Origin of the sequence: Marmoricola sp. URHB0036 (assembly GCF_000426045.1) — a bacterium.
Classification (GTDB): domain Bacteria; phylum Actinomycetota; class Actinomycetes; order Propionibacteriales; family Nocardioidaceae; genus Marmoricola.
This window is the reverse complement of record NZ_AUEP01000007.1, coordinates 154,589-168,891: the sequence shown is the minus strand read 5'-3', so window position 1 is coordinate 168,891 and position 14,303 is coordinate 154,589. Positions and strand designations below refer to the sequence as shown.

Annotated in this window: 18 protein-coding genes and 1 riboswitch; of the genes, 14 read left to right on the top strand and 4 right to left on the bottom strand. The window is 70.2% G+C overall.

Translation table 11 applies throughout. The features are described from left to right. Positions 1-8 precede the first annotated feature (8 nt). Positions 9-1,013 (bottom strand): Gfo/Idh/MocA family protein, encoded by a 1,005-nt coding sequence (locus tag H976_RS0109095; protein ID WP_027861280.1) that lies wholly within the window; start codon positions 1,011-1,013, stop codon positions 9-11. A gap of 133 nt (positions 1,014-1,146) precedes the next feature. Between H976_RS0109095 and H976_RS0109090 the strand changes: the two genes are divergently transcribed. The 3 genes from H976_RS0109090 (at position 1,147) to otsB (ending at position 2,889) form a co-directional block, all read left to right on the top strand. Continuing rightward, positions 1,147-1,449: a DUF3263 domain-containing protein gene (locus H976_RS0109090; RefSeq protein WP_027861279.1), complete on the top strand. Its 303-nt coding sequence runs from the start codon at positions 1,147-1,149 to the stop codon at positions 1,447-1,449. Next, complete coding sequence (locus H976_RS0109085; protein ID WP_027861278.1) at positions 1,446-1,961, top strand: LytR C-terminal domain-containing protein; 516 nt, start codon at positions 1,446-1,448, stop codon at positions 1,959-1,961. Before H976_RS0109090 ends, H976_RS0109085 begins: the two co-directional genes overlap by 4 nt. Before the next feature lie 82 nt (positions 1,962-2,043). After that, a complete protein-coding gene (gene otsB, locus H976_RS0109080) occupies positions 2,044-2,889 on the top strand; it encodes a trehalose-phosphatase (protein WP_027861277.1) in 846 nt (281 codons plus the stop codon). On the opposite strand, the gene H976_RS0109075 is transcribed toward otsB, so the two are convergent. Next, positions 2,886-3,191 carry a YciI family protein gene (locus H976_RS0109075; RefSeq protein WP_027861276.1) on the bottom strand — a complete coding sequence of 102 codons (306 nt, stop codon included), beginning with the start codon at positions 3,189-3,191 and terminating at the stop codon, positions 2,886-2,888. The two genes, otsB and H976_RS0109075, sit on opposite strands and share 4 nt — an antisense overlap. Positions 3,192-3,300: 109 nt before the next feature. Continuing rightward, positions 3,301-3,438, top strand: a riboswitch (SAM riboswitch). A 64-nt stretch (positions 3,439-3,502) separates the two neighbouring features. Here H976_RS0109075 and thrC point away from each other — a divergent pair. The 8 genes from thrC to H976_RS0109035 all read left to right on the top strand — a co-directional run bounded on the left by thrC (position 3,503) and on the right by H976_RS0109035 (position 11,037). After that, positions 3,503-4,738: a threonine synthase gene (gene thrC, locus H976_RS0109070; protein ID WP_051276598.1), complete on the top strand. Its 1,236-nt coding sequence runs from the start codon at positions 3,503-3,505 to the stop codon at positions 4,736-4,738. Between the two features lie 36 nt (positions 4,739-4,774). Beyond that, positions 4,775-5,050 carry a MoaD/ThiS family protein gene (locus tag H976_RS0109065; RefSeq protein WP_027861274.1) on the top strand — a complete coding sequence of 92 codons (276 nt, stop codon included), beginning with the start codon at positions 4,775-4,777 and terminating at the stop codon, positions 5,048-5,050. A gap of 31 nt (positions 5,051-5,081) precedes the next feature. Further along, positions 5,082-5,552 (top strand): PPOX class F420-dependent oxidoreductase, encoded by a 471-nt coding sequence (locus H976_RS0109060; protein ID WP_027861273.1) that lies wholly within the window; start codon positions 5,082-5,084, stop codon positions 5,550-5,552. Beyond that, on the top strand, positions 5,549-6,394 hold the full coding sequence (locus H976_RS25410; protein ID WP_051276543.1) for a RimK family alpha-L-glutamate ligase: 846 nt from the start codon (positions 5,549-5,551) through the stop codon (positions 6,392-6,394). Before H976_RS0109060 ends, H976_RS25410 begins: the two co-directional genes overlap by 4 nt. A 65-nt stretch (positions 6,395-6,459) precedes the next feature. Further along, a complete protein-coding gene (locus tag H976_RS0109050; protein ID WP_027861272.1) occupies positions 6,460-7,242 on the top strand; it encodes an SGNH/GDSL hydrolase family protein in 783 nt (260 codons plus the stop codon). A gap of 60 nt (positions 7,243-7,302) precedes the next feature. Beyond that, a complete protein-coding gene (locus H976_RS25405) occupies positions 7,303-8,835 on the top strand; it encodes an APC family permease (protein WP_051276596.1) in 1,533 nt (510 codons plus the stop codon). Positions 8,836-9,050: 215 nt separating this feature from the next. Further along, entirely contained in the window at positions 9,051-10,679 is a 1,629-nt protein-coding gene (gene groL / locus H976_RS0109040) for a chaperonin GroEL (protein ID WP_027861271.1), read from the top strand. 103 nt (positions 10,680-10,782) lie between these two features. Continuing rightward, positions 10,783-11,037, top strand: coding sequence for a DUF3253 domain-containing protein (locus H976_RS0109035; RefSeq protein ID WP_027861270.1), 255 nt, complete (start codon positions 10,783-10,785; stop codon positions 11,035-11,037). On the opposite strand, the gene H976_RS0109030 is transcribed toward H976_RS0109035, so the two are convergent. Next, complete coding sequence (locus tag H976_RS0109030) at positions 11,025-11,681, bottom strand: FMN-dependent NADH-azoreductase (RefSeq protein WP_027861269.1); 657 nt, start codon at positions 11,679-11,681, stop codon at positions 11,025-11,027. The two genes, H976_RS0109035 and H976_RS0109030, sit on opposite strands and share 13 nt — an antisense overlap. 95 nt (positions 11,682-11,776) lie before the next feature. Between H976_RS0109030 and H976_RS0109025 the strand changes: the two genes are divergently transcribed. Both H976_RS0109025 and H976_RS0109020 read left to right on the top strand, forming a co-directional pair. After that, positions 11,777-12,121: a helix-turn-helix domain-containing protein gene (locus tag H976_RS0109025; RefSeq protein ID WP_036225476.1), complete on the top strand. Its 345-nt coding sequence runs from the start codon at positions 11,777-11,779 to the stop codon at positions 12,119-12,121. Between the two features lie 35 nt (positions 12,122-12,156). Further along, entirely contained in the window at positions 12,157-13,017 is an 861-nt protein-coding gene (locus H976_RS0109020; RefSeq protein ID WP_027861267.1) for a DMT family transporter, read from the top strand. A gap of 7 nt (positions 13,018-13,024) precedes the next feature. On the opposite strand, the gene H976_RS0109015 is transcribed toward H976_RS0109020, so the two are convergent. Beyond that, entirely contained in the window at positions 13,025-13,651 is a 627-nt protein-coding gene (locus tag H976_RS0109015; RefSeq protein ID WP_027861266.1) for an alpha-ketoglutarate-dependent dioxygenase AlkB, read from the bottom strand. Positions 13,652-13,724: 73 nt separating this feature from the next. On the opposite strand from H976_RS0109015, the gene H976_RS0109010 reads away from it, so the two are divergent. Continuing rightward, positions 13,725-14,258 (top strand): NTP transferase domain-containing protein, encoded by a 534-nt coding sequence (locus tag H976_RS0109010; RefSeq protein ID WP_027861265.1) that lies wholly within the window; start codon positions 13,725-13,727, stop codon positions 14,256-14,258. The last annotated feature ends 45 nt before the right edge of the window (positions 14,259-14,303 follow it).

Below are 14,303 nucleotides of genomic sequence, written 5' to 3'. Positions count from 1 at the left end.
GTTGGACCTTACCTGCGGTAGGAGACGCCGATCTCCTCGAGGATGGTGTCCATCTGCCCCATCAGGGAGATCGTCTGCCCGGGCGGGACGAGCGTGCTGGTGAGCGCTCCGGCGCGGAGGCACCGGTGGGCCTCCTGGATCTCGTTGCCGTAGCCCAACCCGATCACCGGCTCGTCGGGCTCGATCCACTCGCTGCTTCCCGCGGGTTCGGCGTACGACGTCCACCGGAGGCGCTGGGGGGTGTAGAAGCGGCTCGGCAGGTCGAACCAGCCCGACTCGGTGGCCACGGTGGCGGTCACCGAGGGATGTGAGGTGAGGGTCGCCGTCAGGGCAGCCGTGGCGCCTCCCGGGTAGAGCCCGGCGACGGAGACGTCGAGGTCGATGCCCAGGGCCGAGAGGTTGGCCACGGCCGTGAGCCGCTCCGGCTCCCCGAGCACCAGGTGGGCGAAGGTCAGCGGGTAGATGCCCATGTCGAGCAGGGCTCCGCCTCCGAGCGCCGGGTCGAGCAGCCGGCCCGACTGCTCGCCCCCGTCGGTGGCACCGGGGACCACGAACCCGATGGCGGCGTGCACCTGCCGGGGGCTCCCGTAGTCGCCGCTGGCCAGCAGGCGGAGCAACGTCCGGATCGTCGGGTGGCAGGCCATCCACATGGCCTCCATCAGGAACAGCCCACGGTCGGCAGCCTCGGCGAACAGCGCGGTCGTGGACGCGGCGTCGAGCGTCATCGGCTTCTCGCACAGCACCGCCTTCCCGGCCGCCAGGGCGAGACGGGTGTGCTCGTCGTGGAGCACGTGGGGGGTGGCGACGTACACGACGTCGACCTCGGGGTCGGCGACCAGCGCCTCGTAGGAGCCGTGGGACCGCCCGCCGAACTCGGCGGCGAAGTCCGCGGCCCGCTGCTCGTCGCGGGAACCGGTGGCCACCAGCCGCCCCTCGGGTACGGCGAGCAGGTCGCTCGCGAACGAGCGGGCGATCCGGCCCGGCCCCAGCACGCCCCAGCCGATGGTGTCCATGGCGTGAGGCTAGCCACCGGTGCTCGGCCCGTCCCCCCTCGCGGCACGCCGCGTGGCAAATGACACCGTTGTATTTCTCATCGCTATGATGAGCGCGACCCATCATCACCTTCCCCTCCGAGGAGTCGCCACGATGGTCGCCAGCCACGCGCTCAACAGCTCCCAGCCCGAGGGCTCCGGTGAGCTCTCGTCGCGGGATGCGGCGATGCTCGACTTCGAGCGCCAGTGGTGGAAGTACGCCGGCGCCAAGGAGCAGGCCGTCCGCGAGAACTTCGACATGTCCGCCACCCGCTACTACCAGGTCCTCAACGCCCTCATCGACCGCCCCGAGGCCCTGGCCCACGACCCGCTGCTGGTCCGCCGGTTGCGCCGCCTGCGCGCCACGCGCCAGCGCCAGCGCTCCGCCCGTCGCCTCGGCTTCGACCTGACGGAGTGACGCGCGTGATCCGCAACCATCGCCTACGCGACGAGCAGGGCGTGGTCCTGCCGACCCGGCTGCTGGCCCTGTGCATCTCCGCCATCGCCCTGGCCGGCCTGGTCTTCATCGCCAACGACCCCGACAAGGCGCCCGACGAGACCGCGACACCGGTCGTCACCGAACCCACGAAGACCGCCGAGCCGAGCACGACGACACCGTCCACGACCCCCAAGCCGAAGCCCAAGCCGGTCAAGCGCGGACAGACCAACGTCACCGTCTTCAACAACACCCGCGTCAAGGGGCTGGCCGGCGGCGTCGCCAGCAAGGCCAAGGGCGCCGGCTGGAACGTCGTCGCCACCGACAACTGGTACGGCACCGTCGACGGCACGGCGGTCTACTACCCACCGAAGCTGAAGGCGGCCGCGCAGGAGCTCGGCTACGACCTCGGCATCAAGCGCATCAAGCCCTCGCAGGAGCCGATGCAGTTCGACCGGCTCACGGTGATCCTCACCGACGACTACCACGGCTGACCCCTACCTGGCCTCTGCCTGACCTGCCTCTCCTGACCGACCTGCTTCGACACGTTCTCGTCGGGCTGGAAAGGTTGGGCCCATGGAGTTCGGCTCGAGCACGGGTGAGCAGGAGTACGCCGCCCTCGTCCGCGCCGCCGACGACCTCGTCATCGGCCTCGACTTCGACGGCACCCTCGCCCCGATCGTCGAGGACCCCGAACAGGCGCACATCCACCCCGACGCCGCCGACGTCCTCGTCGACCTGGCCGAGCAGGTGCGCGCCGTCGCCGTGATCACCGGTCGACCGGCTCGCCAGGCCCTCGCCCTCGGGGGACTGGAGGACGTGGGCAACGCCATCGGCGAGCACGGCCGGGAGTTGTTCGTGCTGGGCCAGTACGGCAACGAGCGCTGGACCTCGACCAACCGCCGGGTGATCTCGCCCAAGCCTCCGCGCGGGCTGGCCTCCTTCACGGCCGGCCTGCCGCGCCTGCTGCGACGCGGCGACGCCGAGGAGGCCTGGGTGGAGGAGAAAGGACTCGCGGTCGCCGTGCACACCCGCCGCCTCGAGGACCCGCAGGCGGCCTACGAACGGCTGCTGCCGCTGCTCGAGGAGTCCGCCAAGTCCCACGACCTCGACGTCGAGCCCGGCCGCAACGTCATCGAGGTGCGCGCCCACGGCATGCACAAGGGCGCGGCCGTGCACCGGCTCGTCGAGGAGGTCGGCGCCAAGGCGGTCGCGTTCATCGGCGACGACCTCGGTGACGTCGAGGCGTTCCGTGCCGTCGAGGAGCTGCGTGCCCAGGGCTACCCGGGCCTGCTCGTCTGCTCGGCCTCCGACGAGGAGAACGCGCTGGCCGACCTCGCCGACGTCGTCGTCAGGGGACCGTCCGGCGTCCTCGACCTGCTCCGCGAGCTCACCGCCGACATCCGCTCGGCCAGGGCCTAGGCGCCGCCGCGGCGTCTGCTGTCGAGCCGGACGGTCCAGGGCTCGACCGTGTCGACCACGAGGTGGCTCGGGTGCCAGGGGTCCGCGGCCAGCGTGCGGCGTACGGCGTCGTCGGACTCGGCCTCGACCGCCAGCACCACCCGGTGCTCGTCCGCCAGCGGTCCGCCCAGTACGACGAACCCGGAGTCGACGAGGTCGTCCATGAAGGCGGCGTGCTCGCTCCACCCGGACTGCTCCTCCAGCGGGAGCGCGGGATCGTACGACGGACCGGAGCGGTGCAGCGTCACCAGGAACACGCTCATGCCGCGATCGTGGCAGCAACCGCCGACACCCTTCTGAGGAGCGAGACGGCTCGTCCCGAATCGCGAGATGGATGTGCACATTCTGAGACGCCTACCTAGGCTGGCTCACAGCTCATCGAGAGGGACTGAGGGAAACGGCCCGTTGAAGTCCCGGCAACCGCCACGCGAGCCTCCGACCACTCGGATTCGTGCGGTGCGGTGCCAAATCCGTCCCGGTCCGAGAGTCGGCCCCCGGGGAAGATGAGAAGGAGGCCTCCTTGAGCATCGCAACTGACCGAGCGACCGACCAGTCGCCCGCGACCGACACCGGCCTGCGCGAAGGTGCGTTCGGCAACGCCATCGCCCTGTCCTGTCGGGAGTGCGGCCACGAGGTCCCCCTCGGTCCCCACTACGCATGCACCGAGTGCTTCGGTCCGCTGGAGATCGCCTACGCCTTCCCGGACGTGACCCGCGAGCAGATCGAGGCCGGCCCGCGGAACATCTGGCGCTACAAGGCGCTGCTGCCCGTGCCCGACGACATCGAGCAGAGCCCCAACATGGAGCCCGGCTTCACCCGCCTGCTCAAGGCCCACAACCTCGGCCGCGAGCTCGGCATCGACAACCTCTGGGTCAAGGACGACTCCACCAACCCGACCAACTCCTTCAAGGACCGGGTCGTGGCCTGCGCCCTCAGCGCGGCCCGTGAGTTCCACAGCAAGGTGTTCGCCTGTCCGTCGACCGGCAACCTCGCCAACGCGGTGGCGGCCGCCGGGGCGCGCGCCGGCATCAAGACGGTGGTGTTCATCCCGTCGAACCTCGAGCAGCCCAAGCAGGTCAACTCCGCGGTGTTCACCGACTCGCTGGTCGCCGTCAACGGCAACTACGACGACGTCAACCGCCTGGCCTCGGAGATCGCGGGCGAGGAGGACGGCTGGGCGTTCGTGAACGTCAACGTCCGCCCCTACTACGCCGAGGGCTCCAAGACGCTGGGCTACGAGATCGCCGAGCAGCTCGGCTGGCGGCTGCCCGACCAGATCGTCATCCCGGTGGCGTCCGGTTCCCAGCTGACCAAGGTGCACAAGGCCTTCCAGGAGCTGATCAAGCTCGGGCTCGTCGAGGACAAGCCCTACAAGGTGTTCGGCGCCCAGGCGACCGGCTGCTCGCCGGTCTCGGTCGCCTACAAGGCCGGCGTCGACGCGATCCGCCCGGTGAAGCCGGACACCATCGCCAAGAGCCTCGCCATCGGCAACCCGGCCGACGGTATCTACGTCCTCGACATCTGCCGGGAGACCGGCGGAGCGGTCGAGGACATCAGCGACGACGAGGTGCGCGAGGCGATCGTCCTGCTGGCCCGCACCGAGGGCATCTTCACCGAGACCGCGGGCGGCACCACGGTCGGCGTACTGAAGAAGCTTGTCGAGACCGGCCAGCTCGACACCTCCCTCGAGACGGTCGTGATCAACACCGGCCACGGTCTGAAGACCCTCGACTCGGTGTCCGGCACGGTCGGTCCCGCGGCGACCATCGAACCGTCGTACGCCGCCTTCACCAGCAGCGGCATCGTCTAGTCACCCGTCCCCGACTCACCGAGGAGAGAGCAACCCATGAGCGTCAGCGTCCGGATCCCCACCATCCTGCGCAACTACACCGACGGCGCCTCCGAGGTCACCGCGGAGGGAACCACGCTCGGTGAGGTGCTCGACGACCTCGAGTCGAACCACAGCGGCATCAAGGCCCGCGTGCTCGACGACGGCGGCGAGATCCGGCGCTTCGTGAACGTCTACGTCGGCAACGACGACGTGCGCTTCCTCGACGGCCTCGGCAGCGCCACCCCCGAGGGCACCCAGATCAGCATCATCCCGGCGGTCGCCGGGGGCTGACCCGGTTGAGGCGTCCGGCAGACTGGCCGCCATGCCACGCAACTTCGCCACCACGGACCGCGTCGAGCGCGACGAGCTGCTCGACTTCGTGCGTCCGCGCCACCGCGGGACGCTCGTCACCACCCGCAGGAATGGTCGTCCCCAGATCTCACCCGTGACCTGCGGGCTCGACGACGAGGGCCGGGTCGTCATCTCGACCTACCCCACGCGCGCCAAGGCCGCCAACCTTCGCCGCGACCCTGCTGCCACGGTGCTGATCCACAGCGACGAGTGGGACGGGCCCTACGTGCAGCTCGACGGGACGGCCGAGGTGATCGACCTGCCCGACTCGGTCGAGCCGCTCGTCGACTACTTCCGGAGCATCTCCGGGGAGCACCCCGACTGGGACGAGTACCGCCAGGCCATGCGCGACCAGGGCAAGTCCCTGATCCGGGTGACCATCGAGCAGTGGGGTCCGATCGCGACCGGTGGCTTCCCGCCCGAACTGGCCGAGGAGTCATGACCGTCGTGCTGCTGGCCACCTGCGCGCACCTGCCCGACGGCGAGGAGTGGGCCGGGACCAACCACCTGCTGCCCGCCCTGGGCGAGCGCGGCATCGATGGTCGCTGGGTGGTCTGGGACGACCCGGCGGTCGACTGGTCGCAGAGCCTGGTCGCGGTCCGTGCGACCTGGGACTACGAGCAGCGGCGTGAGGAGTTCCTGGCCTGGGCACGGTCGCTGCCGCAGCTGCTCAACTCCGCCGACGTTTTCGAGTGGAACACCGACAAGGCGTACCTGACCCAGCTCGCCGACGCGGGGGTCTCGGTGGTCCCGACGGTGGTGGTCGAGCGCAGCGGGGACCTCCTCGGCGCGGTCGCCGGCTTCGGCCACGCCGTGGTCAAGCCGTCCGTGGGCGCGGGAGGGCGCGGCGTGGTGGTCCTGGACGGGTCCTCGCAGGAGGAGCCCGACTTCGGCAGCGGTCCCTGGGTGGTGCAGCCGCTGGTCGAGTCGGTGCGCACCGAGGGGGAGACCTCGGTCTTCGTCCTCGACGGCGAGGTCGTCTCGCAGGCCCAGAAGCGTCCGGCCCCCGGTGAGCTCCGCGTGCACGAGATGTACGGCGGTACGACGGTCGCGACACCGGTCACCGACGAGGCGGCTGCCCTGGCCCGTGCTGCGGTCGCCGCGGCCGAGAAGATCCTCGGGGAGCGGCTCGACTACGCCCGGGTCGACTCGATGCGACTCGCCGACGGCAGCCTCGCTGTCAGCGAGCTCGAGGTCACCGAGCCCGGCCTCTACCTCGAGGTGCTCCCGGACAACGCCGGCGCGTTCGCCGACCTCGTCGTGGACCGGCTGCGCACCTCCTAGCCCGTTCGCGCGCGGGACACCCGAGGTTGCCCGGCTGTTCGCCCTGCTCGGCTGCACTCGTCCCGATGGACGTGAGACGCCGCCCGGTCACCTCGGGCCTGCTCGTCGCCGGCCTGCTCACCGGGGCGGCGGTCGGCGGCCGTGACCTGCTCAGGCGCCAGGCCGCCGTCGCCCGCGAGCAGATCGGCAAGCCGCTGGGCGAGCAGGCGCTGGCGGCGGACCGCACCTGGAAGAAGAAGTACGGCGACCGCATCGACCTGCTCGTCCTCGGGGACTCGATCGCCGCCGGGCTCGGGGCCGACGAGCCACGCCAGACCCTCGGAGCCCGGCTCGCGCGCAAGCTGGCCAAGCAGACGGGTCGTGCCGTCCGGCTGCACACCGCCGCCACGGTCGGCGCCGAGAGCAGCGCCCTGGCCGGCCAGCTGGGGACCCTGCCGGCGTCGTACGCCCCGGACGTGGCGGTCGTGATCGTCGGCGGCAACGACGTGACCCACCGCGTCCCGGTCGCCGAGTCGGTGGACCAGCTCGCCGAGTGCGTGCGGGCACTCCAGGCCCGTGGCACTCGGGTCGTGGTGGGCACCTGTCCGGACCTGGGCGCGCTGAGGCCGGTGCCACAGCCGCTGCGCGTCCTCGGCTCGCGGGCGTCGCGCCAGCTCGCGGCCGCCCAGGCGCGGGCCGTCGGCCCGCTCGGCGCCCACGTCGTGTCACTGGCCGACGCCGTGGGGCCGTTCTTCGTCAGTGCGCCGGAGGAGATGTTCAGCCTCGATCGTTTCCATCCGTCCTCGCTGGGGTACAAGCGCACCGCCGGCGCGTTGCTTCCCCATGTCCTGGAGGCGCTCAACGCCTAGGCGGCCGACCAGCAGGCGGGCCTGGACATGTCGCTGCCGACAAACGACGGGCTGGATCACGTGACAGAGACCAAGCAGGGCACCGCAGGCGGACGCACCGGGGTCCTGCGGACCAAGGACGTCAACACCGTCATCCACCAGAACGACGAGCCGGGCGAGGGTGGCGACAGCGGTCATCTCGCCAAGCGGCTGAAGGCGCGCGACCTGATGGGCTTCGGGATCGGCATCGTCATCGGTACCGGCATCTTCGTGCTGACCGGACTCGAGGCCCGGTCGCACGCCGGGCCGGCCATCACCATCTCCTTCGTGATCGCCGGCATCGTGGCCATGCTCGCCGCGCTCTGCTACGCCGAGCTGGCCGCCGCGGTGCCGACCGCGGGCAGCTCCTACACCTACGCCTACACCACCATCGGCGAGGTCTTCGCGTGGATCATCGGCTGGGACCTGATCCTCGAGTTCGCCCTCGGGTCGGCCACGGTGGCCCGCGGGTGGTCGGGCTACCTCCAGAGCGCGCTGGACCTGCCGAAGTCTCTCTTCGGTGAGGACGCGCCCATCAACGTCGGGGCGATCCTCATCGTCGTCGTCCTCGGCACAGTGGCGGCGGTCGGCATCCGCGAGTCCAAGTGGGTGACCAACGGGCTCGTGCTGATCAAGGTCAGCATCACCGTGTTCGTGATCATCGCCGGCCTCTTCTACTTCAAGGCCTCGAACCTCAGCCCCTTCTTCCCGGCCAGCAAGCCGGACCCCGAGGCCAAGGGCGGCGTGGCGCAGCCCCTGTGGCAGTTCGTCACGGGCGCCTCGCCGACGGCGTACGGCGTCGCCGGCGTGCTCACGGCAGCAGCCGTCGTGTTCTTCGCCTACAGCGGGTTCGAGGCGGTCGCCAACCTCGGCGAGGAGACCGAGAACCCCGGCAAGGACATGCCCCGGGGGCTGATCGGCACGCTGGCGATCTGCACGATCCTCTACATCCTGGTCTGTCTCGTGCTCACCGCCATGGTCGACTACCGCACCATCGACAAGAGCGCGCCCATCTCCGAGGCCTTCAAGCAGGTGGGACTCGACTGGGCGGCGACCCTGGTCTCGGTGGCGGCCGTCGCCGGCCTCACCTCCGTGATCCTGGTGGACATCGTGTGCATGGGTCGGATCGGCTTCGCGCTGTGCCGCGACGGACTGCTGCCGGCCGGGATCGGGAAGGTGCACCCGCGCTACAACACGCCCTTCAGGATCACCGTCGGCACCACCATCGTCGTGGCGGTGATCGCGGCCGTCGTGCCGATCGATGCCCTGGCCGAGATGGTCAGCATCGGCACCCTCTTCGCCTTCGTGGTCGTCGCGATCGCGGTCGCCGTGCTGCGGCGGACCGAGCCGAAGATGGAGCGGCCGTTCAAGACCCCTCAGGTCCCGTTGCTGCCCATCATCACCGCCGTGGCCTGCGTCGGCCTGATGGCCAACCTCGCCGTCGAGACCTGGCTGCGCTTCCTGGTGTGGTTGCTCGTGGGCATGGTGATCTACTTCGGCTACGGCCGCACCCACTCGCGGCTGTCCCCGAAGAACGCCGCCGCCGGCGATCTCGAGGACGAAGCCGTCGTCTGACCGGCCGGACCGACGTTTGCACTCCCTTGGGGCGAGTGCTAAAAATGCAGTTGGCACTCTCCGTGTGAGAGTGACAAGAACAGCACCACCACCTTGGCCGTCGGAGTCGAGGCCCGAAGGCGCTGGCGGGAAGGGTCCGCCAGGTCAGCCCGGGCCGTCCGTCGCGGGCGACGAAGCGGCCACCAACTCTTAGATCCAAAGAGGACTCCCAAGAGATGTCGAAGCTGATTGCTTTCAACGAGGAGGCCCGCCGCGGGCTCGAGCGGGGCATGAACACCCTCGCCGACGCGGTCAAGGTCACCCTCGGCCCCAAGGGCCGCAACGTCGTACTCGAGAAGAAGTGGGGTGCGCCCACCATCACCAACGATGGTGTGAGCATCGCCAAGGAGATCGAGCTCGAGGACCCCTACGAGAAGATCGGGGCCGAGCTCGTCAAGGAAGTTGCCAAGAAGACCGACGACGTCGCCGGTGACGGTACGACGACCGCCACCGTGCTCGCCCAGGCGATGGTGCGCGAGGGACTGCGCAACGTCGCCGCCGGTGCCAACCCGATGGCGCTCAAGCGCGGCATCGAGAAGGCCGTCGAGGCCGTCTCCGAGCAGCTGCTCGGCATGGCCAAGGACGTCGAGACCAAGGAGCAGATCGCCGCGACCGCGTCGATCTCCGCCGCTGACGTCACCGTCGGTGAGGCCATCGCCGAGGCGATGGACAAGGTCGGCAAGGAAGGCGTCATCACGGTCGAGGAGTCCAACACCTTCGGGCTGGACCTCGAGCTGACCGAGGGGATGCGCTTCGACAAGGGCTACATCTCGCAGTACTTCATGACCGACCCGGAGCGCATGGAGGCCGTCCTCGACGACCCCTACATCCTGATCGCCAACCAGAAGGTCTCCACGGTCAAGGACCTGCTGCCCCTGCTCGAGAAGGTCATGCAGAGCGGCAAGCCGCTGCTGATCATCGCCGAGGACATCGAGGGCGAGGCCCTGTCGACGCTGGTCGTCAACAAGATCCGCGGCACCTTCAAGTCCGTCGCGGTCAAGGCGCCGGGCTTCGGTGACCGTCGCAAGGCGATGATGCAGGACATCGCGATCCTCACCGGTGGCCAGGTCATCTCCGAGGACGTCGGCCTCAAGCTGGAGTCGACCGGCATCGAGCTGCTCGGCCAGGCCCGCAAGGTCGTCATCACCAAGGACGAGACCACCATCGTCGAGGGCTCCGGCGACGCCGACCAGATCGGCGGTCGCGTCAACCAGATCCGCAACGAGATCGAGAAGAGCGACTCCGACTACGACCGCGAGAAGCTGCAGGAGCGCCTGGCCAAGCTGGCCGGCGGTGTTGCCGTCATCAAGGTCGGGGCGGCCACCGAGGTGGAGCTCAAGGAGCGCAAGCACCGCATCGAGGACGCCGTTCGCAACGCGAAGGCGGCCGTCGAGGAGGGCATCGTCGCCGGCGGCGGCGTCGCCCTGGTGCAGGCCTCCGACCGCGCGTTCGAGAAGCTCGAGCTCGAGGGTGACGAGGCCACCGGCGCCAACATCGTCCGCGTCGCGACCGAGGCGCCGCTCAAGCAGATCGCGATCAACGCCGGTCTCGAGGGTGGCGTCGTGGCCGAGAAGGTGCGCAACCTGACGGCGGGCCACGGCCTCAACGCCGCCAACGGTGAGTACGTCGACATGATCGCCGAGGGCATCATCGACCCGGCCAAGGTGACCCGCTCGGCGCTCCAGAACGCCGCGTCGATCGCCGCGCTGTTCCTCACCACCGAGGCCGTCGTGGCCGACAAGCCGGAGAAGGCCGCCCCCATGGGTGGCGACCCGACCGGCGGCATGGGTGGCATGGACTTCTGATCGCCGCTCGTCGCTGACAAGCAACGCACGAAGGCCCCGGTCGCACGACCGGGGCCTTCGTGCGTCTCGGCATGCGTCGGGCCGAGAAGGGCACAGTGCCCGCATGAGCGGTGACCGCCTCGAGGACGCCATCCTCCAGATGTTGGAGGAACGGGGTGCCGGGAAGTCCATCTGTCCCTCCGACGTCGCCCGCGAGGTCGGGACGCCGGACGGCTGGCGCGAGCTGATGGAGCCCGTGCGGGCAGCCGCCCGGCGCCTGGTCGGCACCGGGGCGGTCGAGATCACCCAGCACGGCGAGGCCGTCGATCCCGACAAGGTGCGCGGTCCGATCCGGATCCGCCGGCGTCAGGACGCCTGAGGCAGCTCCACCTTCTCGGCCAGCGCCTTGCCGGCCTCCTCGGCGGTGGCCAGGGCCTCCTGGTGCAGCTGCTTGGCGAGGTCGGTGAACTCGTCGAGGGCCGGGTTGACGCCGACCAGGGTGAACTCGCGCTCGACGACGGTCAGGTCGGCACCCCAGACGTCGGCCAGGATCCGGCGCAGGTAGGCCGTCGAGTGGTCCCATCCCTCGCGAGGAGTGCCGGCGCCGTACGCCCCGCCGCGCACGGTGGCGAGCACCACGGGCTTGCCCGCGAGCAGCGGACCGTTCTGGCCCCTCGGGTCGGTGATCACGAGGTCGAACCAGGTCTTGATGTGCTGGGAGACGCCGAAGTTGTACAGCGGCACGGCGAGCAGGACGGCGTCGGCCTCCAGCAGCTCGTCGGTGAGCCCGGTGACCAGCTCGGCCGCGGCCTGCTGCTCGGGGGCGCGGTCCTCGGCCGGGGTCCACGAGGCCGCGACGGCGTGCGCCCAGGCGTCGGAGGGAAGCGGCTCGGTGCCGATGTGGCGTCGTACGACGCGGTCGGACGGGTGGGTCGCGAGCCAGTGCTGCTCGACGACGTCGGCGATCTCACGGCTGGCCGAGCCCTCGACCTTGATGCTGGCATCCAGACGGAACAGGGACACGATGACTCCTTCGAAAGGGAATGTTGCTCTCTATTTCGAAGTAACAGCGGGCAACGAAGCATTTGTTCCCGGGTGCGCGTTCCTATACTTCGACGGTGACCTCCGAGGCAGCCGCTGCGCAACTGACTGAGCACTCCGTGCCTCAGTGCGACGCAGCGCTGAGCCAGGCCTTCGCGCTGCTGGGCAAGCGGTGGAACGGGATGATCCTGGGCAGCCTGATGACCGGACCCGCGGGGTTCTCGGAGATCCGTCGGGCGCTCGAGACGATCAGCGACTCCGTGCTCTCCGACCGGCTGAGCGAGCTCGCGGCCGCCGGTCTGGTCGTGCGTGAGGTCGACGAGGGTCCTCCCGTGGCCGTTCGCTACCACCTGGCCGAGTCGGGAGTGGCGCTCGTGCCCGTGCTGCGGGACCTGATGGACTGGGCTCGCGAGAACCTCTGACCGCGTCCGATCCACGGGCGATAGCGTCGTGATCGATGAGTGAGCAGGCGCTGGCGCTGGTGCTGACGGCCGCCGTGCTGCACGCCGTGTGGAACCTCGCCGCCAAGCGGGTCGAGCTCGACGGCGTCGCCTTCGTGTGGCTCTACGTGGTCGGCTCGGTCGTCCTCTGGGGGCCGGTGGCCGTCGTGTGGGTCGTCGTCCAGGGCCAACGACCGAGCTGGTCCTGGGTGTACGCCGGGGCGCTGACCGCGGTCTTCCACATCGTCTACCAGCTCGTGCTGCAGCACGGATATGGGCAGGGCGACCTCAACCTGGTCTATCCGCTCGCCCGCGGGACCGGTCCGCTGCTGACCTTCGTGTTCGCGGTCGCCGTGCTGGGGGAGCGCCCGGATGCGGTGGCGGTCGCGGGCGTGTTCGCGGTCGTGGCCGGCATCCTGCTGATCTCGCTCGGCGGTCCACGTGGCCACGGGTCGCGGCGCGCCGGGGTCGTCTGGGGCGTCGCGACCGGGGTGGCCATCGCGGCGTACACGCTCTGGGACAACCACGCCGTCAACGCCCTCGCCGTCCCGCCTCTGCCGTACTTCGTCGTCGGGCTGTTGCTGCAGCTGCCGGTGATGACGCTGCTGCTCGGTCGGCGACGGGCCATGGTGCCGCTCGTGTGGCGGGAGGCCCGAGGTCCGGTGCTGGCGGTGGCGGTGCTCTCGCCGATGGCCTACGTGCTGGTGCTGCGCGCCATGCAGCTCGCCCCGGTCTCGCTGGTGGCCCCCGCCCGGGAGAGCAGCATCGTGGTGGGGGCGCTGCTCAGCTGGTGGCTGTTGAAGGAGCCGAGCGCCGTACGCCGCCTCCTCGGTGCGGTCGTCGTGCTGATCGGCATCGCCGGGATCGTCGCCGGCTAGGAACCCGCTAGAAGACGTTGAGCGGACGGAACTGCACGCTGATCCTCGGCCCGACGGGTCGCGAGGTCTTGGGGATGGCGTGCTCCCAGGTGCGTTGGCAGGATCCGCCCATCACGATCAGGTCGCCGTGGCCGAGGGCGTGGCAGACCTCGACGTGCCCACCGACCGGACGCAGCTGCAGCTTGCGCGGCGAGCCGAAGGAGACGATCGCGACCATGGTGTCCTGCGAGCGCGCGCGCCCGAGGCGGTCGCCGTGGAACGCGACCGAGTCGTGGCCGTCCCGGTAGTAGCAGCAGCCCGCCGTGACGAAGGGTTCGCCCAGCTCGGGTCGGTAGTGCCGCGAGAGGGCGTCACGCGCCTCGGTCAGTGCGGGATGGGGGAGCGTCTCGCCGACGCCGTAGGTGTGCAGCAGCCGCGGGACGTCGACGACGTTGTCGTACATCGGCCGCCGCTCGGCTCGCCACGGCACCACCTCGAGCAGCTCCGCGAACACCTCGTCGGCCCCTTCGAACCAACCCGGGAGCACGTCGATCCATGCGCCGCGCGAGAGGACCGTGCGCTGGACCCGTCCCTCGAGCGGCCCGACGCCGACGGTGGCGCCGTCGAACAGGGACGCCTGGAAATCGATGGTCATGGCTCCCACGCTACGCCTGTTCGAACACATGTGCGAGTGCCTGTTCGACACCTGTCTCGGGCAGGATGGAGGCGTGACCACGACCGGACTCCTGCTCGCTGCCGGAGCGGGGCGCCGGATGGGGAGGCCCAAGGCGTTGGTCGAGGGTTGGCTGGTGCGGGCGGTCGAGTCCCTCGCCGACTGCGACCAGGTGGTGATCGTCCTCGGGGCCGCTGCCGATGAGGCCCGGCCGCTGCTCGACGCCCACGACGTGACGATCGTGGTCGCGCCCGACTGGGAGGAGGGCATGGGCGCCTCGCTCCGGGCCGGCCTGATGCACCTCCAGCACGGCGACGCCAGCCGGTGCGTGGTGACCCTGGTCGACCTGCCCGACGTCACCGCTCACGTCGTACGCCGACTGCTGGAGTGTCCCGACAACGAGGACGTGCTCGCCCGGGCCACCTACGACGGACACCCCGGCCATCCGGTGCTGCTCGGACGCTCGCACTGGCCGGGCGTGATCACCTCGGCCGTCGGTGACCAGGGAGCACGCACCTACCTGTCGGCCCACGAGGTGGCCGGCGTCGAGTGCGGTGACCTGGCGACCGGGGTCGACGTCGACTCCTAGCGTCCGCGCAGGCAACCGTGGACCAACCCGCTGCTGAGTAGCCTC

What these genes read in the sequence shown, in the direction of transcription:
- otsB (WP_027861277.1), top strand. Translation starts at nt 2,044, where the DNA reads ATGGAGTTCGGCTCGAGCACGGGTGAGCAGGAGTACGCCGCCCTCGTC.
- H976_RS0109060 (WP_027861273.1), top strand. Translation starts at nt 5,082, where the DNA reads ATGCCACGCAACTTCGCCACCACGGACCGCGTCGAGCGCGACGAGCTG.
- H976_RS25410 (WP_051276543.1), top strand. Translation starts at nt 5,549, where the DNA reads ATGACCGTCGTGCTGCTGGCCACCTGCGCGCACCTGCCCGACGGCGAG.
- H976_RS0109065 (WP_027861274.1), top strand. Translation starts at nt 4,775, where the DNA reads ATGAGCGTCAGCGTCCGGATCCCCACCATCCTGCGCAACTACACCGAC.
- H976_RS0109090 (WP_027861279.1), top strand. Translation starts at nt 1,147, where the DNA reads ATGGTCGCCAGCCACGCGCTCAACAGCTCCCAGCCCGAGGGCTCCGGT.
- H976_RS0109020 (WP_027861267.1), top strand. Translation starts at nt 12,157, where the DNA reads ATGAGTGAGCAGGCGCTGGCGCTGGTGCTGACGGCCGCCGTGCTGCAC.
- H976_RS0109095 (WP_027861280.1), bottom strand. Translation starts at nt 1,013, where the DNA reads ATGGACACCATCGGCTGGGGCGTGCTGGGGCCGGGCCGGATCGCCCGC.
- H976_RS0109015 (WP_027861266.1), bottom strand. Translation starts at nt 13,651, where the DNA reads ATGACCATCGATTTCCAGGCGTCCCTGTTCGACGGCGCCACCGTCGGC.
- H976_RS0109050 (WP_027861272.1), top strand. Translation starts at nt 6,460, where the DNA reads ATGGACGTGAGACGCCGCCCGGTCACCTCGGGCCTGCTCGTCGCCGGC.
- H976_RS0109035 (WP_027861270.1), top strand. Translation starts at nt 10,783, where the DNA reads ATGAGCGGTGACCGCCTCGAGGACGCCATCCTCCAGATGTTGGAGGAA.
- groL (WP_027861271.1), top strand. Translation starts at nt 9,051, where the DNA reads ATGTCGAAGCTGATTGCTTTCAACGAGGAGGCCCGCCGCGGGCTCGAG.
- H976_RS0109075 (WP_027861276.1), bottom strand. Translation starts at nt 3,191, where the DNA reads ATGAGCGTGTTCCTGGTGACGCTGCACCGCTCCGGTCCGTCGTACGAT.